We start from the raw sequence: 25,549 nt of genomic DNA, 5'->3' as shown, positions 1-25,549 counted from the left end.
CATAGCGCACTATTGATCCATGGCCGGAGTCGAGATCAACGACAGGTTCGTCCGGCGCACCCTCGACAACGGACGAATCGAAGAGGTTGCGTGGCAGGAGCTTTCGGAGGTTCGAATCATCAGCACGTCGGACGGCCCGTTCACCGACGTGGTGTTCTACGTGCTCATCGGCACCAAGGGGAACGGTTGCGTCGTGCCGCGTTCGGCGGCCGACAGCAAGTTCCTCGACCGGCTGCGGCAGTTACCGGGTTTCGACGGCAGTAAGGTTGCCCACGCCCTCGGCAGTGGTGTGAACCAGCGACTGTGGCGGCGGAATTAAGCCACCAGGTCGGCGTATTCGCGATGTTCCGCGATGAATTTCTCGACATACCAGCAGGTCGGTATTATCCCGAACCCATTGTCGCGGGCATCGCGCAACGCGAATTCGATCAGCTCCGCGGCGACGCCGCGACCGCGGAATTCCGGGAAGGTCAGCGTGTGCTGGAAATCCCGCACGGTGGTGTCGCCGACGGTGCGCTCGCTGTAGTCCGCGTAGCCGGCCAGCGTGTCATCGATGTGGATTTCGTACCTGGTGGCCGCGGCGTTGTGTTCGAGCCTGGTCGTCATGCTCGGCGGAACTCCTTGGTAGCGACAATTGTTCCGGTTACAGTACGGCCCCGGGATTGAGGATGCCCTGCGGGTCGAGGGCGCTCTTGATCAGGCGGGTCAGCGCCATCACGTCCGGGCCGACCTGATTCGGCAGCCACGCCTTCTTGAGGCGGCCGACACCGTGCTCGCCGGTGATGGTGCCGCCGAGGGCGATGGCCAGATCCATGATCTCACCGAAGGCTTGCTGGGCGCGCGCCGACTCGTCCGCGTCGGCGGGGTTGTAGACGATCAGCGGATGGGTGTTGCCGTCGCCGGCGTGCGCGATCACCGACACCAGCACCTCGCGGCGGCGGGCGATGCCCGCGATGCCGGTCACCAGCTCACCGAGTTTCGGCAGCGGCACCCCCACATCCTCGAGCAGGAGCGGCCCCTTGCGCTCCAGCGCCGGGATCGCGACCCGGCGGGCCACCGTGAACGCCTCACCCTCGGCCGGATCGTCGGTGGCGAAAACCTCTGTGGCCCCGGCCTTCTCGCACAGCGCCGCGATCTCGGCCACCTCCAGGCCGGCATGTTCACCGGGAGCGTCGGAGCGCGCGACCAGCAGGGCGGCGGCCTCGCGGTCCAGGCCCATCCGCAACTGGTCCTCGACCGCGTTGATCGCGACCGAATCCATGAACTCCAGCATCGACGGCCGCAGCCGCCCGGTGATCGCGAGGATCGCGTCACAGGCCGCCTCCAGCGTGGCGAACGACGCCACCACCGTGCTCTGCGGCGGCTGCGCGGGCAGCAACCGCAGCGTCAGCTCGGTGATGATGCCGAGGGTGCCCTCGCTGCCGACGAACAGTTTGGTCAGCGACAGCCCCGCCGAATCCTTCAACCGCGGACCACCCAGCCGCACCACGGTCCCGTCGGCGAGCACCACCTCCATGCCGAGCACGTAGTCGGTGGTGACCCCGTACTTCACGCAGCACAGGCCCCCGGCATTGGTGGCCGCGTTGCCGCCGATGGAACAGATCTCGAACGAGGACGGATCCGGCGGGTACCACAATCCGTGCTCCGCCACCGCCGCCTTGACCTCGGCGTTCAGCAGACCCGGCTGCGCCACCGCGGTCCGCGTCACCGGATCGACCGAGATGTCCCGCATCCGCTCGGTGCTCAGCAGCAACGCGCCGTCCTGCGCGGTGGCGCCGCCGGACAACCCGGTCCCCGCCCCGCGCGGCACGATCGCCACCCCGCGCTCGTGCGCCCACCGCACCACCGTGGCCACCTGCTCGGTATTCGCCGGCCGCACCAGCGCCGCCGGCGTCCCCGCCTCCGGATCCTGCGCCCGATCCTGCCGATACCCACCGAGAATGTCCGGATCGGTGACCACGACACCATCCGGCAGCAGCGCTGCCAGGGAATTCACGTCCACCATTGCAACCTACTAGCAGCAGCGTGTCCGCTTCACCTCCCCCGCGGTGACACCGCGCCCTCGCACCCGCATTTTCGTTTATTTCGATTGTTGCGTATGCTTCGAATAGGAGAGGAGAACCGCGATGGCCGGACCACAGACAGCCAAGCGTGCCGAACCCGGTGCGATCGATCCCGAGATCGCCGCACGCGCAGTGCGGCGCATCAAGGACTATCTGATGACACATCCGGACGAGGACTTGATCTCGGTCCTGGACGAGATCGACGGGAACGATCCTCTGGTCCTGCCACGCGAGGCGGTTACTCTGCTGGCATTCATCCTGGTGCAGGCCGCCGAAGGGCGCGGCGTGTCGGTGGTCCCGGCACATGCCGAACTGACCACTCAACAGGCTGCCGACATGCTGAACGTGTCGCGACCCTACATCGTCGGACTCCTCGAAGCGGGAGACATCCCGTTCAGATCGGTCGGCAGGCACCGTCGCATCAGGTTCGATGATCTCGAGGCGTACCAGCAGAGAAGCGAGGCGAAAAGCCGAACAGCTGCGGACGAGATCACCCGGCTCGGACAGGAATTCGGTATCTGATGGCATTCGTTGTCATCTACGATGCCAATGTCCTCTACGGAAATACCGTGCGGGACATCATGATTCGGGTGGCGAGGGCCGGCTTCGTACAGGCGAGGTGGAGACATCGAATCCTGGACGAGACACTCGGCAACCTGCACGCCAAGCGCCCCGATATTCCGGTCGAGAAGCTGGAAACGTTGCGTAGCAGGATCATCCACGCAGTCCCCGACTGCATCATCGAGGGCTACGAACCGCTGATCGAGGGATTGAAACTCCCCGACCCCGACGACCGGCACATCCTCGCCGCAGCGATCAAGAGTCGCGCCCAGGTAATCGCCACGTCGAATCTCCGGGATTTCCCGACGGAATCCCTGGCGCCGTGGCACATCGAGGCCAGGAGCCCCGATGATTTTCTGCTGGACCAGATCGAACTCGACGGTCGCGTTGTGTGGGCGTGCGTACAACAGATCGCCGACGCTCGGAACAATCCACCCGAAACAGTCGCGGACATCCTCGAGGCCCTCGAACGAGCAGGTCTCGTCGAGTCGGCCGCCGCACTTCGAGACGGGCGGATCTGACCCGGCTCAGCCGAGGAGGCGGGTGCGGAGGGCGTCGTCCTTTTCCAGGACCAGTTGCTCCAGGTCGGCCTGGAATTGTTCCATGCGGGCACGGAGGGTGGGGTCGGTGGCGGCGAGGATTCGGACCGCGAGCAGGCCCGCGTTGCGGGCGCCGCCGATGGAGACGGTGGCGACCGGGACGCCGGCGGGCATCTGCACGATCGACAGCAGGGAGTCCATGCCGTCGAGGTACTTCAGCGGGACCGGGACGCCGATCACGGGGAGCGCGGTGGCGGAGGCGACCATGCCGGGGAGGTGGGCGGCGCCGCCGGCGCCGGCGATGATCACCTGGAGGCCGCGGGTGGCGGCCGAGCGGGCGTAGTCGAGCATGCGCTGGGGGGTGCGGTGGGCGGAGACGACGCCTACCTCGAAGCGAATTCCGAACTCCGCCAAGGCTTCCGCGGCCGCTTCCATGGTCGGCCAGTCGGAGTCGCTGCCCATGATCAGGCCGACCTGGGGGCCGGGCGCGGAGCCGGCGGAGTGCCCCGCCGAACCGGGCGCGGTGTTGTCAGTGGCCATGGGGGTCCCATCCGTCGGTCCATACCGCGTGCGACATCCAGTGCGCCGCGCGCTCCGCCTTCTCGCGTACCTCGGCCACGTCGTCGCCGAGGATGTTGACGTGCCCGATCTTGCGTTTCGGGCGTTCGCCCTTGCCGTAGAGATGCACCCGGGCCTCCGGGAGGCGGGCGAACAGGTGGTGCAGGCGCTCGTCCATCGACATCTCGGGCGCCTCGGGGGCGCCGAGGATGTTCGCCATGACCGTCACCGGCGCCAAGGGGCGGGTGCTGCCCAGGGGGTAGTCCAGGACCGCGCGCAGGTGCTGTTCGAACTGGCCGGTGACGGCGCCGTCCATACCCCAGTGGCCGGAGTTGTGCGGGCGCATCGCCAGCTCGTTGACCAGCAGTTCACCGGAATGCGTCTCGAACAGTTCGACCGCCATCGCGCCGGTGACGCCCAACTCGCCGGCCAGCCGCAGGGCCAGGGCCTCCGCGTCGGTCGCCGCGGCGGCGGACAGGCCGGGGGCGGGGGCGATCACGACGGCGCACTGGCCCTCGCGCTGGACGGTCTCCACCACGGGCCACGCGGCGGCCTGGCCGAACGGGGAGCGGGCCACCATCGCCGACAGCTCGCGCTTCAGGTCGACCTTCTGTTCGGCCAGCAGGGTCACGCCGGCCGCCAGTTGCTCGGTGACCAGGCGCTCCGCCTCGGCGCGGTCGGCGATCATCCAGACGCCGCGGCCGTCGTAGCCGCCGCGCACCGCCTTCAGCACGAACGGCCAGCCGTGCTCGTCGCCGAAGCGGAGTGCGTCGGCCGGCGACTCGACCGCCACGAACGGCGGTTCCGGGACGCCCAGCTCGGCGAGTTTGCGGCGCATGGCCAGCTTGTCCTGGGCGTACACCAGGGCCCGCGGCGGCGGCTGGACGTTCACGCCCTCGGCGATCAGCACCTCGAGATGCTCGGTGGGCACGTGCTCGTGGTCGAAGGTCAGCGCATGCGAGCCGACCGCGGCCTTGCGCAGCGCCGCGAGGTCGGTGTGGGAGCCGAGCACCACCTCGGGCGAGACCTGGGCGGCGGGGTCGTCGGGATGCTCCGCCAGCACCCGCAGCGACTGGCCCAGCGCGACGGCAGCCTGGTGCGTCATCCGCGCCAGCTGGCCGCCACCGATCATGGTCACCGTCGGCATTCCCGACGAGTCGAAAGAACGAGCGCTCACGTCACACAATGTTGTCATCCCCGGCGGACGGGCCTGTCGACGGGGCAACCTCGGGCAATCGCCGCCCGTCCCGGTGTGGAACCGGTTCCGGTTCGACGGGGGCCGACGGGACCTCTCAGGCCGGAGGCATAAACTCGGCCCGTGTCATTCCTGGACAACGTGGTCAGTGTGTTGCCGCCGGCGGTGCGAGAGTTCGCCTACCGGCATCGCGAGCTGATCAAGTTCGCGATCGTCGGCGCCACCACGTTCGTCATCGACAGCGGCATCTTCTACCTGCTCAAGCTGACCGTCCTGTCCTCCAAGCCGATCACCGCGAAGATCATCTCCGGTGTCGTCGCGGTCATCGCGTCCTACATCCTGAACCGGGAGTGGTCGTTCAAGGGCCGCGGCGGCCGCGAGAAGCATCACGAGGCGCTGCTGTTCTTCGTGGTCAGCGGCATCGGTGTGCTGATCAGCAACATCCCGCTGTGGGCCTCGCGGTACGTGTTCGACCTTCAGGTCCCGCATGTCAGCCTGACCGCCGAGAACATCGCCGACTTCGTCAGCGCCTTCGTGATCGGCAACCTGCTGCAGATGGTGTTCCGATTCTGGTCGATGCGCCGCTGGGTGTTCCCGAACGAGATCGACACCCTGGTCGAGGAGATCGAGGGGCTCTACGAGGAGGAGCAGCTCGGCCACAGCTGAGCGCACCGTTTCGGGTGAGCACCCGCTCAGCGCGGTTCGTTGACGACGCCCGATCGCTGCGGGCCGGGCTTGCCGAGGAACACGCTGAACAGGGCCGGCCGCCGGCGTTGCAGCTCCAGGCGACCACCGTCCGCCTCGATCAACGCCCGGGCCAGCGCCAGACCCACACCGGTCGAGCCGGCGCCGGAGAAACCACGGTCGAAGATGTGCGGGGCCAGCTCGTCGCTGACGCCCTCGCCCTCGTCGGCGATCTCCACCGCCACCAGCGGCGCCAGATCCGGCCCGCCGTACACCGCGCGCACCGAGACCGTGCAATCACCGTCACCGTGCATCAGGGCGTTGTCCACCAGCACCGCCACCGCCTCGCGCAGCCGGGAACCGGTCACCGGGGCCCGCAGCAATGGGTCGCCGGAGAGCATCAGCATCCGGCCCGCCTCGCTGAACGGCAGCCGCCACTCCGAGATCACCTTGCGCAGTTCGGCCACCACCGGCACCGGATCGCGGTCGGCGGCGCCGTCGTCGCGGGAGGTCCGGACCAGTTCGTCGATGGCCGCGGTGAGCCGGTCGACCTGGGCCATCGCCTCCTCGGCCTCGTGCACCACGGCCGGGTCGCTGTGCGCCGACAGCTCGTCCAGCCGCAGCCGGACCGCGGTCAGGCGGCTGCGCAGCTGGTGGGAGACGTCGGCCACCAGGGCGTGCTCACGTTGCAACCGGCCCGCGATCTCGACCGTCGCCGAATCCAGCACGTCCGAGACCCGATCCAGTTCCGTGATGCCGTGCCGGCGGGAATCGGCGCGGAAATCGCCCTTGGCCAGCCGGGCGGCCCGCGCGGCCACATCGCGCAGCGGGTCGGCGACCCGGCGGGCGGTCACCACCGCGACCGCCGCGCCGGCGGCCAGCGACGCGAGCGCCACCAGGGCCACCGCGCCGACGGCCTGCCGCTGCATGTTGTGCATCTGCCCGGACGGGGCCTCCAGCCGCAGTGATCCGGAGGTGCCCATCGACAGCGACTCCACGATCGGATCGGGCACCCGCGACACCCCGGCGTCGATCCGCAGCGCCGCGTCCTCCGGCGTCGGATAGATGACCGTGAGCCGGCCGCCGGGCGGGATCAGCGGCCGCACCGACCGCAGGTCGAGGGTGCCGTGCACCAGGCCGTCGTCACGTTCCTGCGCGACGATCTCCACGGACATCCGGTCCAGGCGGGCGCGCAGATCGTTGCGGGTGATGTCGGCGACCCACTGCCAGGCCGTATAGGCCAGCGGGATGCCCAGCACCACCGTGGTCAGGGTCAATGCCGCCAGCATCGACAACAGGATTCGGCGGCGCATCTAGTCGGCGTTGAACCGGAAGCCGACACCCCGGACGGTGACGATGCGACGCTCGGCCACCGGGCCCTCGTCGCCGATCTTGCGGCGCAGCCAGGACATGTGCATGTCCAGGGTCTTGGAGCCGCGCAGATCCGCGTCGCCCCACACCTCGCGCAGGATGGTCTCCCGCGGCACCACCTGGCCGGCTCGGTCGATCAGCACCTTGAGCAGTTCGTACTCCTTGTTGGCGAGGTTCACCTCGTGGCCGTTGACCATCACCCGGCGCGCCTGCGGCTCGAGCCGGACACCGCCGATCTCCACCGCTTCGTCGCCGATTCCGCTGCGGCGCAGCAGCGCTCGCACCCGGGCCAGCAACTCGGCGAGCCGGAACGGCTTGCCGACATAGTCGTCGGCGCCCGCGTCGAGCCCGACGACGAAATCGACCTCGTCGGTGCGGGCGGTGAGCATGAGCACCGCCAGATCGGCGCCGCGCGCCCGCACCTGCCGGCACACCTCCAGCCCGTCCATGCCCGGCAGACCCAGATCCAGGATCAACAGGTCGTGCTCGCCCTCCAGCGCACGCTGCAGCACCGCGGGACCGAAGCTCTCCACGGTCACCGAATAGCCTTCGCGTCCCAGTGCCCGGGACAGCGGGGCGGCGATGGCCTCGTCGTCTTCGGCCAGCAGTACTGCGGTCACCGCTAAAGACTACTTACTCGGGTGGTGCCCGGTGTTCGATATGCCCTGTTGACCGCACCCGGTCACGGATGACCGGATCCGGTCACGCCCCGTGCTGGTGGCCCGTGCCCGGCGGCCGGTCGTAGCGCGGATCGACGCGATCCTGCTCGAAGACCTCGTGGTACAGCAGATTGTGCACCTGCATCACATCGGGGATGTCGTCGTACTCGAGCGGCTCGCCCGAGGCCGACTCGATGATGAGGGTACCGGTGCCCAGCAGCCGATCCGAGAGCCCGTTGCGGAACTGGACGCTGGTGATCCGATTCAGCGGGATGTCGATACCGGTGTGCGTGAACACCCCCTCACGCACCATCACGCGGCGGTCGGTCACGATGAAATGTGTTGACTTCCAATGCAACACCCGACCGAGCCCGCGCCACAACACGATTGCGGCCCACAGCACGACGATGACGATCAGTACCGCGTTGCGGCTGGCGCCCTCCAGATGTGGCCAGGCGGCGCCCCCGGCGAATCCGGCGATCGCGGTCGCCACGACGAAAGTGACCGCAGGCCAGAACAACATCTTCCAGTGCGGATGACGGTGCAGCAGCAACTGCTCGTCCGGCGCGAGCAGTTCCTCCGGATAACCCATGGAGAAACCCTACCGCGCGGGGCAGTGGAGTCGAAGGGCTCGAAGGTGCAAGAATGCCAGGCAGTTCTCTCGCTCGACTCGAGTTCGATCCACCTTTTCGGTTTCATCGATGTGCGACAGCGGAGGCACGTGTGACCAAGGAACTGACGCAGTTCGAGCTGCTCCGGGAGCTGGAACCGGTGGCCGAGCAACACCTGAACCGCCACCTGGAGATGGCCAAGGACTGGTACCCGCACGACTACGTCCCCTGGGACCAGGGCCGCAACTTCGCAGCGATGGGCGGAGTCGACTGGGAGCCTTCCCAGTCGAGGCTGAGCGAGATCGCGAAGGTCTCGCTGATCACCAACCTGCTCACCGAGGACAATCTGCCCGCCTACCATCGCGAGATCGCCGCGAACTTCACCCAGGACGGCGCCTGGGGCACGTGGGTGGGCCGGTGGACCGCCGAGGAGAACCGGCACGCCATCGTCATCCGCGACTACCTGACGGTGACCCGCGCGGTCGACCCGGTGGCGCTGGAACAGGCCCGGATGACCCATATGACCACGGGCGTACCGACTCCCACCGATCCGCGCTGGGGCGGGGTGCTGATGCAGGTCGCGTACGTGACCTTCCAGGAACTGGCGACCCGGCTCAGCCACCGCAACACCGGCAAGGTCTGCGACGACCCGATCGCCGATCACATGTTGCAGCGGGTGGCCGCCGACGAGAACCTGCACATGATCTTCTATCGCTCACTGACCGGCGCGGCGCTGGACCTGGTGCCGGATCGCATGATGGACGACATCAACTATCTGGTGCAGCGTTTCGAGATGCCGGGCCGCTCGATGCCCAACTTCCGCCGATACGCCATCATGATGGCCAAGCACGGGATCTACGATCCGCGCCAGCATCTGCAGGAGGTCATCGAACCGGTGCTGAAGCACTGGAACGTCTTCGACCGCACCGATTTCGGGCCGCGCGGCGAGCAGGCGCGCGACGAGCTCGCCGCTTACCTGGTGAAGCTGGACCAGGACGCCACCAAGTTCGAGGAGCAGCGCGACCGCATGCTCGCCCGGGAAGCCGCACGGGACATGCAGATCGCGTAGTACCGGCGCACCGGGGTCGTACCCGGTGCCCGGTACCGATCGAGGTCGGTACCCGGCGCGGAAATATAGCGACGCGGACGGTGCGTCAGTGTCCCGGGCAGCATGTCGATCGCCGATCCGCAGCCGGGTCGGCCCTGGACGCCGGGGCTGCGCACCGCTGCCCGGGCCGCCGTCCGGTCACCGATCCGTGCACCCGGGGCGGCTCGGAAACAGCGGCACGATCGCCCACCGGCGGCCGGGGTCAGTACTCGGCGCGCAGGTGGGTGACGTCGCCCGCGGAAACGGCGCGGTCGCCGATGCGCAGCCGGCCGTGCTCGTCGACGTCGGTGGCGATACCGGTGAGCACCTCACCGCCGGGCAGTTCGGCCCGCACGTCGGCACCCAATGTCACGCAGCGTTCGCGATAGGCCGCGGCGAGGGCGGTGGTGTCCCAGGACGCGTCCCGCCAGCCGGTGAACCGCCGCGCGAACTCGGCGAGGATGCCGAGCACGACCGCGGTCCGGTCCTCGTCCGGCGCACCGGCGAGGGTGAGCGAAGTGGCATGCGGCACAGGCAATTCCGCCTCGGTGAGGCTCACATTGAGCCCGATCCCGACCACGACAGCGGGAGTGGCCGCGCCCGTGGCGATTTCGGCGAGAATGCCCGCCACCTTCCGGCCGCCGATCAGAACATCGTTGGGCCACTTCAAATTCGCGTCCAAGTCGGTGACGCCGCGGATCGCGTCGACCACCGCGATGCCGGTCAGCAGCGGCAGCCAGCCGAGTACCTCCGGATCGATGTCGCCCAGGCGCAGCAGCACCGACATCGCGATCTGCGCCCGCGGCGGGCTCACCCAGGCCCGCTCGTGCCGCCCACGCCCGGCCTCCTGCGCCTCGGCGATCAGCACCTGCCGATCGGCCTCGGGGTCGGCGGACCGGATCACCAGGTCGGCGTTGGTCGAACCGGTCGACTCGACGACATCGACGCGGGTGAAGAATTCCAGTTCCGGCGATTCGGCGACCTCGCGCCGCAACCGGTCGACATCCAACGGGGGCCTCTGCATTCCCGCAGGCTACCCGCCCCGGCCCCACCGCCCGTTCCGGCGCCGCGGTGACGGCGCCGGAACCGGGCCGGTGATCAGCCGATCAGCTCGTACTCCGCTACCACATCCATCGGATCGGTCTCCCCTTCGTTGCCGGCCTCCCAGGGCCGCGGATCGAGAATCGTCGGCTCCGGTTCGACGGGCCGTCGGCTCTGCCAGGTGGCCGCCAGTGCCCGTTCGGCGTAGCTCCTGCCCCATGCCCACATATCGCACCCTCCCCAAGCGCCGTCTGTCGGACGACACCACAGTAGCCGACCGACCGGGCAGGGAGACAGCGCTTTTACGCATCTGAGAGTCGAAAAGTGTTCGGCCACAAGCGATATGCGACCCGTATTCGCGAAATCAGGCGGGCTGCAAGCCGAGTGCGCCCGCGACGAAGCGGCGGACGGCCGCGAGGCCCTCGTCCAGCGCGTTCTCGTACCCGGGGCGGGACCAGCCGGAGATCGTCACCGTGCCGCCGGGTTGCGGGGTGGCGCCGATCTCGGCGACCAGTTCGGCGGTGGTGGGAACGCAGACCGCCCAGGACAGATGGGTCTCGGCCGCCCATTCGCGGCCGCGGCGCTCGACGTAGCCGGGTTCGGTGACACCGCCCTCGGCGAGGGCCGGGCGGTCGTCGACCCGGTCGTCGGCGCGCAGCGCGCGCAGGTACCAGGAGCCGGCGTTGATCTCGATGGGTTCCACCCGATCAGTGTCCCCGGCGCTGCCGGCGCTCCCGCCGCCGGTACTCCCGCCGTTCCCGGCGGTGGTGCTCCCGGTCGTTGGGGCTGCGCCCGGCGCGAGCCAGCACGATGACCGGGATCAGCAGGAACCAGAACCACAGGTGGGTGGCGAGAAACAGCACCACGGCCAGCACGACCGCGATACCGACCGCGGGGACCACCACATCGGGCCGGGCGCCGCCGGGCCGCCGCATCGCCGGCGCGGCCGGAACCGGTTCCGCGACGACCGGTTCGGGCAGATCGACGAACACCTTCGCCAGGTCGCCGCGGGTGACCGCGGCGGCGACCACACCGGTGCGCTCGTCGAATTCCGTCACCGTCAGCCGCCCGGCCGCGAAATGGTCCGACAAGCGCCGCATGGCCTGCTCGCGCTCCGCGGTACCGATGCGGATATCCGGTGAATCTGCAGCCATACGACGAGATTACCGCCCGTCACCGAGTTTTTCCGGGGCGCGGCCGACCGCGGCCGGGCCGCTGTCACCGGGGACACACTGGTTGCGACCGGGGCGTCCCGACTACTGTCGGGGCCATGTTCCGGCAGTGTGGCACGGGTCGACCCGCAGTTTCCCCGACCGCTGCGCGGATCGTGACGGCGCCGGGAGACGGCCGGGGTGAGCGGGGGCGTTGATGGCGACGCGGCAGTTCGGGGACTACCGGCTGGAACGGCAGCTCGGACGGGGATCGGCAGGCGAGGTGTGGCTGGCGCGCGACCCCGCCGAGCGCGCCGTGGCGCTCAAGATCCTCTCCGTGACGGGCGCGGATCCCGACTATCGCCGCAGGTTCGACCGGGAGGCCCGAATCGGTTCCCGGCTCAGCAATCCACACGTGGTGCCGATCCTCGCCTTCGGTGAGGAGCAGGGCCGGCTGTTCCTGGCGATGGCCTACATTCCCGGCATCGACGTGGCGGCCCGCCTGCACGCCGGTCCACTGGGCGCCCCGGAGGCCGTCGATCTGGTGTCGCAGGTCGCCGATGCCCTCGACGCCGCGCACGCCGCCGATCTGATCCACCGGGACGTCAAGCCCGCCAACATTTTGGTGCACGCCGGCGGATTCGCCTACCTCATCGACTTCGGCATCGCCCGCGCCACCGACCAGCCCACCATCACCGCAACCGGTTTCACCGTCGGCACGCTGGCATACATGGCCCCCGAACGCTTCACCGGCCACGCCGACGCGAGTTCGGACATCTACGCACTGGCCTGTGTGCTGTACGAATGCCTCACGGCGCAACGCCCGTTCGGCGATACCGACGCGGCCCGACAACTCCACTCCCACCTGCACCAGACACCCCCGAGCGTGCACGCGACGGACCCCACCGTCCCCACTGCCCTGGACGCGGTCATCGCGCGCGGCATGGCGAAGAAGTCGAAGGACCGCTACCCCACCGCGGGAGAATTCGCGGCAGCGGCCCGCGCCGCGATCGGCATGCCCCACGCGGTCCCCCGCACCCCACCCGATCTGGACCGCGCCGCGGCCCCTCGCGAACAGCCGGGCCCCCGCCCCTCGACCCGCACCCCCTCCGCATCCGCCTCCGACCCGTCGAACCGGTCCGCGCCCGGAAACCGACCTCCGACCGGCAGCCCCGCTGAACCGACCCCCAGTTTGCCGAACTCGGGCGGATCCGCGGTCCCAGCCAGCGCCCGGCCTCCCGTCGGCAGGGCTCCGGAAGCGACTTCGAGCGCGTCGAACCCGATCCCCGTCGGACACCCGCCGCACCTCGGCGGCCCTGCGGAACAGGCTCGCAACCCGTCGAACCCGGGCCGAACCGGCGCCTCCGGCGGACCCCGGCCTCCCGTCGGCGCTCCATCGGGACCGGCCCGCAACGTGTCGAACCCGGTATCGCCCGGACCTCAGGCCGGCAGACCGTCCAGCGGGAATGCCCCGGAGCCGGTCCGCAGCACGCCGAATCCCGTCGGCACCTCCTTGCCGCCGAGCCGATCCGGTGGGCCCGGGTGGCCGCCTCCGGCGGCTGCTCCCGGCTTCGCGGCGCCGCCCCGCGGTGCGATGGCGCCCGGCGGTGCGGTGACGCCCGGCGGTGCGATGGCGCCCGGCGGTGCGATGGCGCCCGGCGGTGCGGTGACGCCCGGCGGTGCGATGGCGCCCGGCGGTGCGGTGACGCCCGGCGGTGCGGTGGCAGCCGGCGGTGCGGTGGCAGCCGGACCCCGGCCGACCGAGGTGCTGCCCGCCTCGGACCCGGCGCTGCCCGGCGGCTTCACCGGGCACTCCGCGGCGCTGGATCGGATCCAGCCGGATCGGGGCGGCCGCAGGATCAAACTCGCCGCGATCGGTGTAGGCACTCTGGTGGCGGTGCTGGCTCTCGTCGCGGTCATCACCGCGCTGGCATCCACGCTGGGCAGCCATCAGTCGCCCGCCGCGCCCAGTTCCACGACCTCCGCGCCGCGCACTGCGCCGAGAACCACCACCGCGGTCCCGACCACAGCGCCGCCCAGCACCACCCCGAAGCCGTTCCAGCTGCCGTCCCAGTTGCAGATCCCGGTCCCGCCCGGCTTCCCCACTCAGTTCCACATCCCCGGCCAGGGCGGGTAAGCCTCCGGTTCCACATCCCCGGCCAGCGCGGGTAAGCCTCCGGTTCCACATCCCCGGCCAGCGCGGGTAAGCCTCCGGTTCCACATCCCGGCCAGCGCGGGTGAGCCTCCGGTTCCACATCCCGGCCAAGGCGGGTAAGCCTCCGGTTCACCTGGGACACAAGGGAATCGACGGCCCGGCGGTCGGGAAGACGGCGTGGGCCCCGCACGCTCGGCAAGAGCGTGCGGGGCCCACGGACGGGTTTGTTTCGGCCTTACTTGATCTCGGCCAGCACGGTGCCCTGGGTGATGGCGGCGCCCGGCTGGACGGCCAGCCCGGTGACCACACCGGACTTGTGCGCGTTGACCGGGTTCTCCATCTTCATGGCCTCCAGCACCGCGATCAGGTCGCCGGCCTCGACCGACTGGCCCTCCTCGACGGCGACCTTCACCACGGTGCCCTGCATCGGCGCGGTGACCGCGTCACCGGACGCGGCGCCCATGCCGGCGCCACCGCGCTTGCGCGGCTTCGGCTTCTTGCGGATGGCGCCCGCGCCGTTGGCGGCACCGGCCGCCACACCGGCGCCCACGCTGAACTGCGACGGCAGCGACACCTCGAGGCGGCGGCCACCGACCTCGACCACCACAGTCTGGCGAGCGGACTCGTCGTCCTCGTCGATGGGCTCGGCGCCGGTGTACGGCGGGATCGGGTTGTCCCAGTCGGTCTCGATCCACTTGGTGTAGACGTCGAACTTGGTGCCGTCACCGATGTAGGCCGGGTTCTCGACGATGTGCCGGTGGAACGGCAGCACGGTGGCCAGGCCCTCGATGTGGTACTCGGCCAGCGCGCGACGCGACCGCTCCAGCGCCTGGGTGCGGGTCTCGCCCCACACGATCAGCTTGGCCAGCATGGAGTCGAACTGACCGCCGATGACGCTGCCCTCGACGACGCCGGAATCGACGCGCACGCCGGGGCCGGACGGCTCGCGGTACTCCTTCACCGGGCCCGGTGCGGGCAGGAAGTTGCGGCCCGCGTCCTCACCGTTGATCCGGAACTCGATCGCGTGCCCGCGCGGGGTCGGATCCTCCTTGATCTCCAGTTCCTCGCCGTTGGCGATCCGGAACTGCTGCCGCACCAGGTCGATGCCCGCGGTCTCCTCGGTGACCGGGTGCTCGACCTGCAGGCGGGTGTTGACCTCGAGGAAGGACACCGTCTCGCCCTGCACCAGGTACTCCACGGTGCCGGCGCCGTAGTAACCGGCCTCGCGGCAGATCCGCTTGGCGGACTCGTGGATCTTGGCGCGGACCTCGTCGCTCAGGAACGGGGCCGGGGCCTCCTCGACCAGTTTCTGGAACCGGCGCTGCAGGGAGCAGTCGCGGGTGCCGACCACGATTACGTTGCCGTGCTGGTCGGCCAGCACCTGCGCCTCGACGTGGCGGGCCTTGTCCAGGTACTGCTCCACGAAGCATTCGCCGCGGCCGAAGGCGGCGGTGGCCTCACGGGTGGCGGACTCGAACAGCTCGGGGATCTCCTCGATGGTGTGCGCGACCTTCATGCCGCGGCCGCCACCGCCGAAGGCGGCCTTGATCGCCACCGGGACGCCGAACTCCTTGGCGAAGTCGACCACCTCGGTCGCGTCCTTCACCGGATCCTTGGTGCCCGCGGCCATCGGCGCGCTCGCGCGCTCGGCGATGTGCCGCGCGGTGACCTTGTCACCGAGGTCGCGGATCGACTGCGGGGAGGGGCCGATCCAGATGAGGCCCGCGTCCAGCACGGCCTGCGCGAAATCCGCGTTCTCCGACAGGAACCCGTAGCCCGGGTGGATCGCGTCGGCGCCGGCCTTGGCGGCCGCGTCGAGGATCTTGTCGAACACGAGGTACGACTCGGCGGAGGTCTGGCCTCCGAGCGCGAACGCCTCATCGGCCAATCGCACGAACGGCGCCTCGGCATCCGGCTCGGCATACACCGCGACACTGGCGATCCCGGCATCCTTCGCTGCCCGGATCACACGCACCGCGATCTCACCCCGGTTGGCTACGAGGACCTTCGTGATCTGCGCGCTGGCATGGCTGGGCACTGAGCCTCCTGTGCTGTGGACATCTTTCGCTTCTCGCGAGTGTAGGCAGTCTGCCAACAAAGCCGGAACCCGGCTAGGGGCTACTGAGGAGTAGTCCCGAAGAGCGGGACGTGCGACAACTCAAACTCGCTGTGCCGCAATCGGCGTGGCGGCCGGTACACCGCCGGATTCGTGACCCCGCACAATCGGCGCGCCCACGGCGTTGCCCCACTCGGTCCAGGATCCGTCGTAGACCCGCACGGTGTCCAGTCCCAGAAGCGCGGTCAACACGAAACGGGTGTGCGCGGACCGCTCGCCGATCCGGCAGTACACGATCGTCCCGCCGTCGGCCGCCGCGAGTTGCGGGAGATACCAGCGATCCAGTTCGGCCCGGGAGCGGAATCGGCCGTCCGGGCCGACGGCCGTGGTCCACGGGATGTTCACCGCGGTCGGAATGTGCCCGGCACGCAGCGACTGTTCCTCGGGCCGATCGGCGATCCGCCCGAGCTCACCGGTGTACTCCTCCGCCGCGCGCACGTCGAGCAGGACGCCGGCTCCGCTCGCCAGCTGTTCCCGCACCTCGGACCGGAAGGCCCGGGCGCCGTGGTCGTCGCGCTCCAGCACCGGATACTCGCCGTATCCGGCCGGCGGCACCTCGAAGGTGGTGTCGCGTCCCTCGGAGATCCAGGCCTCCCGGCCGCCGTCGAGCAGCCGCACGTCCGCGTGCCCGAACAGGTCGAACACCCACAGCACCGCCGCGGCCGTCCCGTTCGCCTTGTCCCCGTAGACGACCACCGTGTCGTCGCGCCCGATGCCCTTCTCCCGCATCAGTTCGGCAAAACGCACGCCATCCACGACATCGCGCGTCCGCGGATCGGTAAGCTCGGCACGCCAGTCGATCTTGATGGCGCCGGGTACGTGACCGATGTCGTACAACAAGACGTCCTCATCGGATTCGACGATCCGCAATCCCGGCGCGCCGATGTTTGCCGACAGCCACTGTGTGGTTACTAGTCGTTGAGGATGTGCGTGCAGACCGAAGGAAGGATGAGGGTCCGGTGCGACGGACACGAGGTCGGTCCTTCCGAGGAGGCAGGGCGGTGATCAGCTGTCCCACCGATCGTAGGTGCGCACAAATACGAGAACTTGTTCCACACCACGAATCGGGTGAATGAGCGAATAAGTCGCAGCTTCATCCGATAAAGTCTCCCGGGAGGAGGGGTGAGCTATGTCCGATTCTTGGCCACGACGGCGCCTGCTTGCGATCCTGCGCGGCGCCAGCGAGCCTCTCGACGCCCAGGAATTGGCCCGGGTTACCGGACAGCATGTCACCACGGTCCGTTTTCACCTGGATGTTCTCACGCGTGAGTCGCTGGTCCGGCAGTTCCAGCAACCACCCCGCGGCCGGGGTCGCCCGCGCATCGGCTACAGCGCCGTGCAGCGATCGGTCGGCTACCAGGACCTGGCCCAGGTCCTCGCCGATCAACTGGGCAGCGACCCCCGGCGCCGCTCCGACGCGGCCGTCTCGGCAGGCCGGGCGTGGGGCGCCAAACTGGACACCATCGAGGAAGGCATCCAGAACCTCGAGGATGCCAAGGACGTGACCATCGCCGTCTCGTCGGAACTCGGATTCGCGCCGGAGCGAGATCCCGGCAACGACTCCGACCAGCAGGTCATGATCCGGCTCACCGCCTGCCCGCTGCGGGAGCTCGCCCGCACCCATTCCGAGGTGGTGTGCGGCGTGCACCTGGGTCTCATGCGCGAGGTGCTGGACCGCAACGGCGGCCGGGACGTGGTCAACGTCCGCCTGCATCCGTTCGTGGAGCCCGAGCTGTGCGTGGCCCGGCTGGAGGCGCTGGAGAGCTCACTGGTGCCGGCGGATTCCGCGGCCATCCCGGTGCCGGAGCCGCGGATCGCGGCGCCGACCGGATCCCGGGTGGGCCCGCAGCTGCGCGGGAACGATCCGAAGCTAGGCGCCGACCCACAGTTGCGGAACGCCGACACCCACGTCGCGCAGCAGCCGACGCAGTAGCGGCAGCCCGATACCGATCACGCTCGACGGATCGCCCTCGATCCGATCGACGAACCAGCCACCCAGGCCGTCCAGGGTGAAGGCGCCGGCCACCTGCAACGGTTCGCCGGTGGCGATGTAGGCGTCCAGTTCCTCCGGCTCGGGCTTCGCGAAGTGCACGGTGGTGCGGCTGCAGTCGTCGGCCGCACCGACCATCGAACCGCCCGCGATGCGCAGGACACAGTGCCCGGTGAGCAGATCGGCGCTGCGGCCGGCCATGGCCGACCAGCGGGCGCGCGCCACATCCGGGACGAGCGGCTTGCCCTGTAGTACCCCGTCGACGAGCAACATGGAATCGCAGCCGACGATCACGGCGTCGGCGAGGATATCGGCGCCCTCGCGGGCGAAGGCGGCCGCGACGGCCTCGGCCTTCGCCCGGGCCAGCGCCACCACGACCTGTTCCGGACCGGTGCCGGCGGGCAGCGCCGCCGCCACCGCGTCCTCATCGACGTCGGAGACCCGCACGAGGGGGCTCAGACCGGCCGACCGCAACACCTGCAGCCGCGCCGGGGACGCCGACGCGAGTACGAATGCACCCACGCGTCAGTCGCGCAGATGCGACACGAACGGATAGGCGTAGGGAGAGAAGCTCGAGGCGCCGCGATGCATGTACGAGGGGCGACCCCAGTTATCGATCGGACCCGATGCCACGGGCGCGGCGGAACCCGCGGCCATGGCGGCGGACAGCACACTGACCACGGCGGCGATCTCGTCGGCGGCCGGCGAGCCCTTGAGAATCCGGATGACGGGTCCCGCAGGCGATTCGGGTTCGGGTACCGCGGACTCGATCGTGTCGACGAGCTCGTCGACCGAAAGCTCCAGCTCAGCGGCCCTCAGCACCTCTTCGTCGGATACAGTCGTCACAGCGCCAGTTCCTCCTGTTCAGGCATCGCCGGGATTCGATCCCCGACGACTTTTCGGTCTGCGGGACCGGATGCTCCGAGCCCGCCTCCCGGGTAATTCGTCACGACCCTCGATGACGAGAGGCCGTTCTTACCATCTTCGTTCGGATGAGGCAATTCTGCGCGGTACGGTTTCACCGTCTTCTCAAGCTTCTCATGATCTTCTCAGAAGGCGCCACACCACACCTACGCATATCGCTCAAATCACAACGGGATGTTTCCGTGCTTCTTGGGCGGCAGCGACACCATCTTGCGCTCCAGCAGGCGCAGCGCGGAGACGATCTGCCCGCGGGTGTGCGACGGCGGGATGACGGCGTCGACATAACCACGCTCGGCGGCGACATACGGGTTCACCAGGGTGTCCTCGTATTCGTTCTGCAGTTCCAGGCGCAGCGCGTCGACGTCCGAACCCTCCTTGGCGGCCTGCTGCAGTTGCTTGCGGTAGACGAATCCGACCGCGCCGGAGGCGCCCATGACCGCGATCTGCGCGGTGGGCCACGCCAGGTTCACGTCGGCGCCCATGTGCTTGGAACCCATCACGTCGTAGGCGCCGCCGTACGCCTTACGGGTGATGATTGTGATCTTCCCCACAGTGGCCTCGCCGTAGGCGTAGAGCAGCTTGGCGCCGCGCCGGATGATGCCGTTGTACTCCTGGCCGGTACCCGGCAGGAAGCCCGGCACATCGACCAGGGTGATGATCGGGATGTTGAAGGCGTCGCAGGTGCGCACGAAGCGCGCGGCCTTCTCCGAGGCGTCGATATCGAGGCAGCCGGCGAACTGGGTGGGCTGGTTGGCCACGATGCCGATGCTGCGGCCGTCGATGCGGGCGAAGCCGACGATGACGTTCATCGCGCGCTCGGCCTGCACCTCCAGGAACTCGTCGTCGTCGACCAGCCGGCGGATCACCTCGTGCATGTCGTACGGCTGGTTCGGCGAGTCCGGGATGATCGTGTCGAGCTCGATGTCCTCGTCGGTGAGCGAGTCCTCGATGGCGCCGTCGATCGGGTCGGTGGCCGGGAAGCGCGGCGCCTCGGCGCGGTTGTTACTGGGCAGGTAGCCCAGCAGGTCCTTGACATAGTCCAGCGCGTCCTGCTCGCCGGAGGCGACGTAGTGCGCGACGCCCGACTTCACCATGTGGGTGTGGGCGCCGCCCAGCTCCTCCATGGTGACCTCTTCACCGGTGACGGTCTTGATCACGTCGGGACCGGTGACGAACATCTGGCTGGTCTGGTCGACCATGACGACGAAGTCGGTCAGCGCCGGGGAGTACACGTGCCCACCGGCGGCCGGGCCCATGATCAGCGAGATCTGCGGGATCACGCCGGAGGCCTGGATGTTGCGGTGGAAGATCTCGCCGTACAGGCCGAGCGAGACGACGCCCTCCTGGATCCGCGCGCCGGCGCCCTCGTTGATGCCGACCAGCGGGCGGCCGGTCTTCAGCGCGAGGTCCATGACCTTGACGATCTTCTCGCCGTAGACCTCGCCGAGCGAACCGCCGAAGACGGTGACATCCTGCGAGAAGATGCACACGTCGCGGCCGTCGATGGTGCCGTAACCGGTCACCACGCCGTCGCCGAGCGGGCGGTTGCTCTCCAGGCCGAAATTGACGCTGCGGTGGCGGGCCAGCGCGTCCAGCTCCACGAACGAGCCCTCGTCCAGCAGGGCCAGGATCCGCTCACGGGCGGTCATCTTGCCCTTGGCGTGCACCTTGTCGACGGCGGCCTCACCCATCGGGTGCTTGGCCTCTTCCAGCCGGTTCCGCAGATCGGCGAGCTTCCCTGCGGTGGTGTGGATATCGGGGGCGCCCGCCGAATCCGGCGAAGACTGCTGCTGGACACTCGTCATGTCCCGGAGTGTAGCCATCGTCGCCGATGTGCGGAATTCCAGTAGGGGCTACTCACGAGTACCACTATTGGCTACTCGCCAGTAGAAAACGGCTGGTGAAACCGGATTATCGCCAGCGTATCGCGGCGGGAACGCGACCCCGGGACGCCGTCCGATCGCGCCGGAAATCGGTGACGAATCCCATTGCGGGCGACCGGAATGTCGCCTCAGCGCATGACCCCGGTGTGGCCGGTCGAATACCGTCCCGGTTGCGGCCACACCGTCAGGCCGTGCGCGCCGCGGCCGACCGGGATGCGGGCCAGCAGCGTCCAGTCGACGACGTCGATCGCGTAGACCTCGCCGTTGTACCGGCCGGAGACCCAGAACACCCGCCCGTCGGCGGACAGATTGCCCATGTCCGGACTGCCGCCGTCGGGGATGAACCAGGTGCGCACGATCCGCTGCTGCGCGAAGTCCCAGACCGACAGGCTGCCCTCGCCGCGATTGGTGACGATCATCGCCGCGGAGTCGCGGGTGACGTAGAGGCCGTGCGTGCCCTTCCCGGTCTCGATGAATCCGGTGGGCTCGAAGGCGTGCGCGTCGACGGTGTAGACCCCGTCGGCCATCATGTCCGCGACGTAGAAGGTGGATCCGTCGGGTGCGAGCTTCACGTCCTGCGGCATGCCGCCGCGGCCACCGGGCAGGTCGATCATCTTCACCAGGTCCGCGCCGATCAGGTCGAGCACCGCCATCCGGCCGGAGAATTCGCAACTGGCCAGGGCGAACCGGCCGTCCGCGGTGAAGTCCAGGTGGTCGATGCCGGGGCAGTCCGGCGCCGCGATCGCGCCCATCTGTTCCCAGGTGTGCGGGTCGTAGAGGTCCACCGACCGATCCGCCTCGGCGACGACGAGAGCGAAGGCGCCGTCCGGCGTGAAGTACATGTTGTACGGATCGCGCACCGGCAGTGGTTCACCGGCCGGCTCGCCGGTGCGCGGATCGATGGGCAGCAGACTGCCGCCACCGATCGGCAGATCGTTGGTCACGTACAGCGTCTGCAGATCGTAGGACGGCACCACGTGCTGCGGTTCCCGGCCCTGCGAGGGATAGGTGTCGATCACCCGGAAGGTGTCGGGATCGATCACGGTCACGGTGTTCGATTCACTGTTCGGCACGTAGACCCGCGGCAAATGCCCCGCCACCGCCGGGGAGAGTTCGCGGTCGGCGGCGTAGACATCCGTCGGCGACAGCGGCGGCGGCATTCCGGGCAGCAGCGCGATCGCGGCCTGGGTGGCCGGGGCGGGAACCGCCGTGCCCGGCGCCGACGCCGGCGCGGTCTGCGCGTTCGGTGCGTGGCTGCCGGCCGAGCAGCCGGTGAGGAGGACAACCGCGAGGGCGAGTACCGAGCCGGTTCGGCGCGCGATCACGCGGCGCACCCACTCTCCGGCCCGTATCGGCGAGTCGACATGGCGCGAATAGTAGGTGTCGCAAAACCTTTGACAGCAACATCCGGGCGATGCCCAGCGTGCCATCGGATGAATTGATCGCCCCGGGACGTCCCCGGGGCGATTCCGTGCGGCCGCTCAGTGCGCGAGCGCGCGCAGCACCCGATCCAGGGCGTCGACCGCCTCGTCCAGTTCGTCCGTGGTGACCGTCAGCGGCGGCCGGAACCGGATACCGCGTGCGCCGGTGCCCAGCAGCAGCACTCGCTCACGCTGCCGCAGATCGGTCAGCACCACGTCCCGCTGGGTGGCCGAGGGCAGGGTGATCGCGCACAGCAGTCCGCGGCCCCGCGGTTCGCTGACGATGGCGTGCGCGCCGGCCAGTCCGGTGAGCCGATGCAACAGGTGCTCACCGAGCCGCGCGGCCCGCTCGGCGAGCTTCTCGCTCTCGATCACCTCCAGGATCCGCCGGGCGCGGACCATGTCGGCCAGGTTGCCGCCCCAGGTGGAGTTCAGCCGGGAACTGACGGCGAACACGTTGTCGGGCACCTCGTCGATGCGCCCGCCCGCCATGACGCCGCACACCTGGGTCTTCTTGCCGAAGGCCACCAGATCCGGGGTCACGCCGAGCTGCCGGTAGGCCCAGGCCGAGCCGGTGGCCGCGACGCCGGTCTGTACCTCGTCGAGCACGAACAGGGCGTCGTGCTCGTGACACAGCTCCTGCATGGCCTGCAGGAACTCCGGGCGCAGATGCCGGTCGCCGCCCTCGCCCTGGATCGGCTCGGCGATGAAACACGCTATGTCGTGCGGATTCTCGGTGAAGGCGACCCGCGCCTGGGTGAGCGCGTGCCGCTCGGCGGCCTCGATGTCGACGTTCTCACCGAGGAAGGGGGTGTCGATGCGCGGCCAGACGAATTTCGGGAACCGCGCGGTCTTGACCGGATCGGTGTTGGTCAGCGACATGGTGTAGCCCGATCGGCCGTGGAAGGCGCCGGTCAGGTGCAGCACCTTCGTGCCGAGTTCCGGTGGGCGGCCGTGTATCTCGTTGTGCCGGCTCTTCCAGTCGAAGGCGGCCTTCAGCGCGTTCTCGACCGCGAGCGCGCCGCCGTCGACGAAGAAGAGGTGCGGCAACCGGGGATCACCGAGCACGCGCGCGAAAGTGTCTACGAATCGGGCCATCTCGACGGTGTAGATGTCGGAGTTGCTGGGCTTGTTCAGCGCCGCGACGGTCAGCTCGTCGCGGAAATCCGCGTCGTCGGCCAGTGCGGGGTGGTTCATCCCCAGCGCGGACGACGCGAAGAAACCGAACATGTCCAGATACTCGGCGCCGTCGCGGGCGTCGACCAGGCGGCGGCCGCGCGAAGCGCGCAGATCCAGCACCAGATCGAACCCATCGGCGAGGATGTTCGCGGACAGGATCTCGTGAACCCGATCGGGGGTGACCGGCTGCTCGTCGGTAACCACCCCGGGTCGTTCCAGTTCGATGGTCACACCCGCAGACTACGCAAATTTTTACGCTAAAGCTACGGATGGCCGGATAAATTACGATCCAGCATCATCTGTCGTAGAATGTCTGCAGAATAATCGTGCTTCGGGTCCGCACGTTCGCGGTGGCGCGGATCTCCTGCAGCAGCTGTTCCAGATGCCGGGGCGAGGCCACCCGCACCAGCAGCATGTAGCTCTCGTCACCGGCCACCGAGTGGCATTCCTCGATGCCGGGGATGTGCTGCAGCAGAGCCGGGGCATCGTCCGGTTGCGACGGGTCGAGAGGAGTGATGGCGACGTATGCCGACAGGAGCTGTCCGAGCGCCTCGGGATCGACCTTCGCCGTATACCCTCGGATCACACCGCGCGCCTCCAGCCGACGTACCCGGGACTGCACCGCCGAGACCGACAACGTGGCCTTTTCCGCGAGATTGGAGAGGGTCGCGCGGCCGTCGGCCATCAGCTCGCGGATCAATAGTCGATCGATGTCGTCCAGAACGGGTTTCCCCGGCACGTCAGCCATCAGCGAAGGCTAGCTCAGACGGCCCGACTCGTGGCCGGAAATATTCCGCCGACCCCAGGAGCTGCCATGACCAACGTCTCCGTCCGCACCGGCGTCGCGGCGCCCGACACGACCGCACTGCGTGCTCGCGCCGAGCGGGCACTGCGCGCGCTCGGCGCCGAATTACCCTCCGGCGGAACACTGTCGGCCCGTACCCCGATCACCGGTGGTGAGCTCGCGACCCTGACCGGGTCCACTCCCGATCGGGTCGATGCCGCAGTCGACAAGGCCGCCAAGGCTTTTCGGTCGTGGCGGACCGTGCCGGCGCCCCGGCGCGCGGCGGTGGTGCGCCGGCTGGGCCGCCTGCTCGGCGAAAACCTCGGCGAGCTGGCCGAACTGGTGACGCTGGAGGCGGGCAAGATCGACGCCGAGGCCCGCGGCGAGGTGCAGGAGATGATCGATGTCTGCGAGTTCGCGGTCGGGCTGTCCCGTCAGCTGTACGGCGTCACCATGCCGTCCGAACGGCCGGGCCACCGGCTGCAGGAGACCTGGCATCCGCTGGGTGTGGTGGGGGTGATCTCGGCGTTCAACTTCCCGGTCGCGGTGTGGTCGTGGAATACCGCGATCGCGCTGGTCTGCGGCGACACCGTGGTCTGGAAGCCCTCGGAGACCACCTCGCTGACCGCGATCGCCTGTCACGCGCTACTGCGCCGGGCCGCGGCCGAGGAGGGCGCCGATCCGGAGATCCATCAACTGCTGCTCGGCGGCACCGAGGTGGGTGAACGGCTGGTCGACGACGAGCGGATCGCGCTGGTCAGCGCCACCGGATCGACCCGGATGGGCCGCGCGGTGGCACCGCGGGTGGCGGCCCGGTTCGGCCGCTGCCTGCTGGAGCTCGGCGGCAACAACGCCGCGATCGTCACCGCTTCCGCGGACCTCGAACTCGTCACCCGCGCAGTGGTTTTCGCCGCGGCCGGCACCGCCGGGCAGCGCTGTACCACCCTGCGGCGGCTGATCGCGCACCGGGACGTCGCGAATCGGCTCGCCGAACGCCTGACCGCCGCGTATCGGCAACTGCCGGTGGGTGATCCGCTCGATCCGGAAACACTGGTCGGCCCGCTGATCGACGGCCGGGCGTACGAGGCCATGCAGCGCGCGCTGGCGGCCGCGCGCCAGGACGGCGGCGAACTGCTCTGCGGCGGTGAGCGAGTGCCGGTGGCCGGGGACGATTCCTACTATGTGCGGCCGGCCATCGTGCGGATGCCCTCGCAGACCGCGATCGTCCGGGCGGAGACCTTCGCGCCGATCCTGTATCTGCTCGACTACACCGACCTCGACACCGCGATCGCCGTGCACAACGGTGTGCCGCAAGGACTCTCGTCGTCGATCTTCACCGGCGACCAGCGCGAGGCGGAGCGCTTCCTCGCCGCCGACGGCTCCGACTGCGGGATCGCCAACGTGAACATCGGCACCTCCGGGGCGGAGATCGGCGGCGCGTTCGGCGGTGAGAAGCACACCGGCGGCGGCCGCGAATCCGGCTCCGACTCCTGGAAGGCGTACATGCGCCGGGCCACCAACACGATCAACTACTCCCCCGATCTGCCGCTGGCACAGGGCATCACGTTCGGCTGAGC

Annotated in this window: 27 protein-coding genes; 8 read left to right on the top strand and 19 right to left on the bottom strand. The window is 69.2% G+C overall.

All coding sequences use genetic code 11. The annotated features are described in order from the left end of the window. Nucleotides 1-19: 19 nt before the first annotated feature. Complete coding sequence (locus NRB56_RS27830; protein ID WP_019933009.1) at nucleotides 20-319, top strand: hypothetical protein; 300 nt, start codon at nucleotides 20-22, stop codon at nucleotides 317-319. On the opposite strand, the gene NRB56_RS27825 is transcribed toward NRB56_RS27830, so the two are convergent. Next, a complete protein-coding gene (locus NRB56_RS27825) occupies nucleotides 316-606 on the bottom strand; it encodes a GNAT family N-acetyltransferase (RefSeq protein WP_153347240.1) in 291 nt (96 codons plus the stop codon). The genes NRB56_RS27830 and NRB56_RS27825 overlap by 4 nt on opposite strands. 37 nt (nucleotides 607-643) lie before the next feature. Continuing rightward, on the bottom strand, nucleotides 644-2,005 hold the full coding sequence (locus NRB56_RS27820) for an FAD-binding oxidoreductase (protein ID WP_153347238.1): 1,362 nt from the start codon (nucleotides 2,003-2,005) through the stop codon (nucleotides 644-646). Between the two features lie 121 nt (nucleotides 2,006-2,126). On the opposite strand from NRB56_RS27820, the gene NRB56_RS27815 reads away from it, so the two are divergent. Then, nucleotides 2,127-2,585 carry a helix-turn-helix domain-containing protein gene (locus NRB56_RS27815; protein WP_153347236.1) on the top strand — a complete coding sequence of 153 codons (459 nt, stop codon included), beginning with the start codon at nucleotides 2,127-2,129 and terminating at the stop codon, nucleotides 2,583-2,585. Continuing rightward, a complete protein-coding gene (locus tag NRB56_RS27810) occupies nucleotides 2,585-3,145 on the top strand; it encodes a PIN domain-containing protein (protein ID WP_153347234.1) in 561 nt (186 codons plus the stop codon). The genes NRB56_RS27815 and NRB56_RS27810 overlap by 1 nt, the downstream gene beginning before the upstream one ends. 6 nt (nucleotides 3,146-3,151) lie before the next feature. Here NRB56_RS27810 and purE read toward each other — a convergent pair whose 3' ends face one another. Beyond that, on the bottom strand, nucleotides 3,152-3,703 hold the full coding sequence (gene purE, locus NRB56_RS27805; RefSeq protein WP_264767070.1) for a 5-(carboxyamino)imidazole ribonucleotide mutase: 552 nt from the start codon (nucleotides 3,701-3,703) through the stop codon (nucleotides 3,152-3,154). After that, nucleotides 3,693-4,916, bottom strand: a complete 1,224-nt coding sequence (locus NRB56_RS27800) for a 5-(carboxyamino)imidazole ribonucleotide synthase (protein ID WP_153347232.1) — start codon at nucleotides 4,914-4,916, stop codon at nucleotides 3,693-3,695. The genes purE and NRB56_RS27800 overlap by 11 nt, the downstream gene beginning before the upstream one ends. Nucleotides 4,917-5,039: 123 nt before the next feature. Here NRB56_RS27800 and NRB56_RS27795 point away from each other — a divergent pair, with 123 nt between their 5' ends. Continuing rightward, on the top strand, nucleotides 5,040-5,582 hold the full coding sequence (locus NRB56_RS27795; RefSeq protein WP_319943625.1) for a GtrA family protein: 543 nt from the start codon (nucleotides 5,040-5,042) through the stop codon (nucleotides 5,580-5,582). 26 nt (nucleotides 5,583-5,608) lie between these two features. Here NRB56_RS27795 and NRB56_RS27790 read toward each other — a convergent pair whose 3' ends face one another. From NRB56_RS27790 to NRB56_RS27780, 3 genes are all read right to left on the bottom strand, one after another. Next, nucleotides 5,609-6,913 (bottom strand): sensor histidine kinase, encoded by a 1,305-nt coding sequence (locus NRB56_RS27790; protein WP_153347230.1) that lies wholly within the window; start codon nucleotides 6,911-6,913, stop codon nucleotides 5,609-5,611. After that, nucleotides 6,914-7,591: a response regulator transcription factor gene (locus NRB56_RS27785; protein WP_319943624.1), complete on the bottom strand. Its 678-nt coding sequence runs from the start codon at nucleotides 7,589-7,591 to the stop codon at nucleotides 6,914-6,916. An 82-nt stretch (nucleotides 7,592-7,673) separates the two neighbouring features. Beyond that, complete coding sequence (locus NRB56_RS27780; RefSeq protein WP_153347228.1) at nucleotides 7,674-8,222, bottom strand: PH domain-containing protein; 549 nt, start codon at nucleotides 8,220-8,222, stop codon at nucleotides 7,674-7,676. 131 nt (nucleotides 8,223-8,353) lie between these two features. Between NRB56_RS27780 and NRB56_RS27775 the strand changes: the two genes are divergently transcribed. Then, entirely contained in the window at nucleotides 8,354-9,310 is a 957-nt protein-coding gene (locus tag NRB56_RS27775) for an acyl-ACP desaturase (RefSeq protein WP_319943623.1), read from the top strand. 241 nt (nucleotides 9,311-9,551) lie between these two features. On the opposite strand, the gene NRB56_RS27770 is transcribed toward NRB56_RS27775, so the two are convergent. The 4 genes from NRB56_RS27770 to NRB56_RS27755 all read right to left on the bottom strand — a co-directional run bounded on the left by NRB56_RS27770 (nucleotide 9,552) and on the right by NRB56_RS27755 (nucleotide 11,523). Further along, complete coding sequence (locus tag NRB56_RS27770) at nucleotides 9,552-10,352, bottom strand: biotin--[acetyl-CoA-carboxylase] ligase (protein ID WP_153347226.1); 801 nt, start codon at nucleotides 10,350-10,352, stop codon at nucleotides 9,552-9,554. A 74-nt stretch (nucleotides 10,353-10,426) separates the two neighbouring features. Next, nucleotides 10,427-10,597: a hypothetical protein gene (locus NRB56_RS27765; RefSeq protein ID WP_153347224.1), complete on the bottom strand. Its 171-nt coding sequence runs from the start codon at nucleotides 10,595-10,597 to the stop codon at nucleotides 10,427-10,429. A gap of 136 nt (nucleotides 10,598-10,733) precedes the next feature. After that, nucleotides 10,734-11,072, bottom strand: a complete 339-nt coding sequence (locus NRB56_RS27760; protein WP_319943622.1) for a hypothetical protein — start codon at nucleotides 11,070-11,072, stop codon at nucleotides 10,734-10,736. Nucleotides 11,073-11,076: 4 nt separating this feature from the next. Next, a complete protein-coding gene (locus NRB56_RS27755; protein WP_153347222.1) occupies nucleotides 11,077-11,523 on the bottom strand; it encodes a DUF1707 SHOCT-like domain-containing protein in 447 nt (148 codons plus the stop codon). Between the two features lie 214 nt (nucleotides 11,524-11,737). On the opposite strand from NRB56_RS27755, the gene NRB56_RS39840 reads away from it, so the two are divergent. Next, nucleotides 11,738-13,657 carry a serine/threonine-protein kinase gene (locus NRB56_RS39840; protein ID WP_153347220.1) on the top strand — a complete coding sequence of 640 codons (1,920 nt, stop codon included), beginning with the start codon at nucleotides 11,738-11,740 and terminating at the stop codon, nucleotides 13,655-13,657. 253 nt (nucleotides 13,658-13,910) lie between these two features. On the opposite strand, the gene NRB56_RS27745 is transcribed toward NRB56_RS39840, so the two are convergent. Together NRB56_RS27745 and NRB56_RS27740 are read right to left on the bottom strand one after the other, a co-directional pair. Next, complete coding sequence (locus tag NRB56_RS27745; protein WP_319943621.1) at nucleotides 13,911-15,713, bottom strand: acetyl/propionyl/methylcrotonyl-CoA carboxylase subunit alpha; 1,803 nt, start codon at nucleotides 15,711-15,713, stop codon at nucleotides 13,911-13,913. 120 nt (nucleotides 15,714-15,833) lie between these two features. Further along, entirely contained in the window at nucleotides 15,834-16,763 is a 930-nt protein-coding gene (locus NRB56_RS27740; RefSeq protein ID WP_319943620.1) for a sulfurtransferase, read from the bottom strand. A gap of 157 nt (nucleotides 16,764-16,920) precedes the next feature. Between NRB56_RS27740 and NRB56_RS27735 the strand changes: the two genes are divergently transcribed. Beyond that, nucleotides 16,921-17,724 (top strand): helix-turn-helix transcriptional regulator, encoded by an 804-nt coding sequence (locus tag NRB56_RS27735; RefSeq protein ID WP_153347216.1) that lies wholly within the window; start codon nucleotides 16,921-16,923, stop codon nucleotides 17,722-17,724. Here NRB56_RS27735 and NRB56_RS27730 read toward each other — a convergent pair. The 6 genes from NRB56_RS27730 to NRB56_RS27705 all read right to left on the bottom strand — a co-directional run bounded on the left by NRB56_RS27730 (nucleotide 17,662) and on the right by NRB56_RS27705 (nucleotide 23,936). Further along, nucleotides 17,662-18,303: a Maf family protein gene (locus NRB56_RS27730; RefSeq protein WP_319943619.1), complete on the bottom strand. Its 642-nt coding sequence runs from the start codon at nucleotides 18,301-18,303 to the stop codon at nucleotides 17,662-17,664. The genes NRB56_RS27735 and NRB56_RS27730 overlap by 63 nt on opposite strands. A 3-nt stretch (nucleotides 18,304-18,306) precedes the next feature. Then, complete coding sequence (locus NRB56_RS27725; RefSeq protein ID WP_319943618.1) at nucleotides 18,307-18,627, bottom strand: acyl-CoA carboxylase subunit epsilon; 321 nt, start codon at nucleotides 18,625-18,627, stop codon at nucleotides 18,307-18,309. Nucleotides 18,628-18,869: 242 nt separating this feature from the next. Continuing rightward, entirely contained in the window at nucleotides 18,870-20,510 is a 1,641-nt protein-coding gene (locus tag NRB56_RS27720; protein WP_153347214.1) for an acyl-CoA carboxylase subunit beta, read from the bottom strand. 206 nt (nucleotides 20,511-20,716) lie between these two features. Next, nucleotides 20,717-21,913: a YVTN family beta-propeller repeat protein gene (locus NRB56_RS27715; RefSeq protein WP_319943617.1), complete on the bottom strand. Its 1,197-nt coding sequence runs from the start codon at nucleotides 21,911-21,913 to the stop codon at nucleotides 20,717-20,719. Nucleotides 21,914-22,069: 156 nt separating this feature from the next. Continuing rightward, on the bottom strand, nucleotides 22,070-23,419 hold the full coding sequence (lat, locus tag NRB56_RS27710; RefSeq protein ID WP_319943616.1) for an L-lysine 6-transaminase: 1,350 nt from the start codon (nucleotides 23,417-23,419) through the stop codon (nucleotides 22,070-22,072). Nucleotides 23,420-23,483: 64 nt separating this feature from the next. Continuing rightward, entirely contained in the window at nucleotides 23,484-23,936 is a 453-nt protein-coding gene (locus NRB56_RS27705) for an Lrp/AsnC family transcriptional regulator (RefSeq protein ID WP_019932986.1), read from the bottom strand. Between the two features lie 66 nt (nucleotides 23,937-24,002). Between NRB56_RS27705 and amaB the strand changes: the two genes are divergently transcribed. Next, complete coding sequence (amaB, locus tag NRB56_RS27700; RefSeq protein WP_153347210.1) at nucleotides 24,003-25,547, top strand: L-piperidine-6-carboxylate dehydrogenase; 1,545 nt, start codon at nucleotides 24,003-24,005, stop codon at nucleotides 25,545-25,547. Nucleotides 25,548-25,549 lie beyond the last annotated feature (2 nt).

This window comes from Nocardia aurantia (assembly GCF_009604425.1).
Classification (GTDB): domain Bacteria; phylum Actinomycetota; class Actinomycetes; order Mycobacteriales; family Mycobacteriaceae; genus Nocardia; species Nocardia aurantia.
The sequence above is the reverse complement of the archived record's forward strand: the minus strand, read 5'-3'. Positions and strand labels throughout refer to the sequence as shown.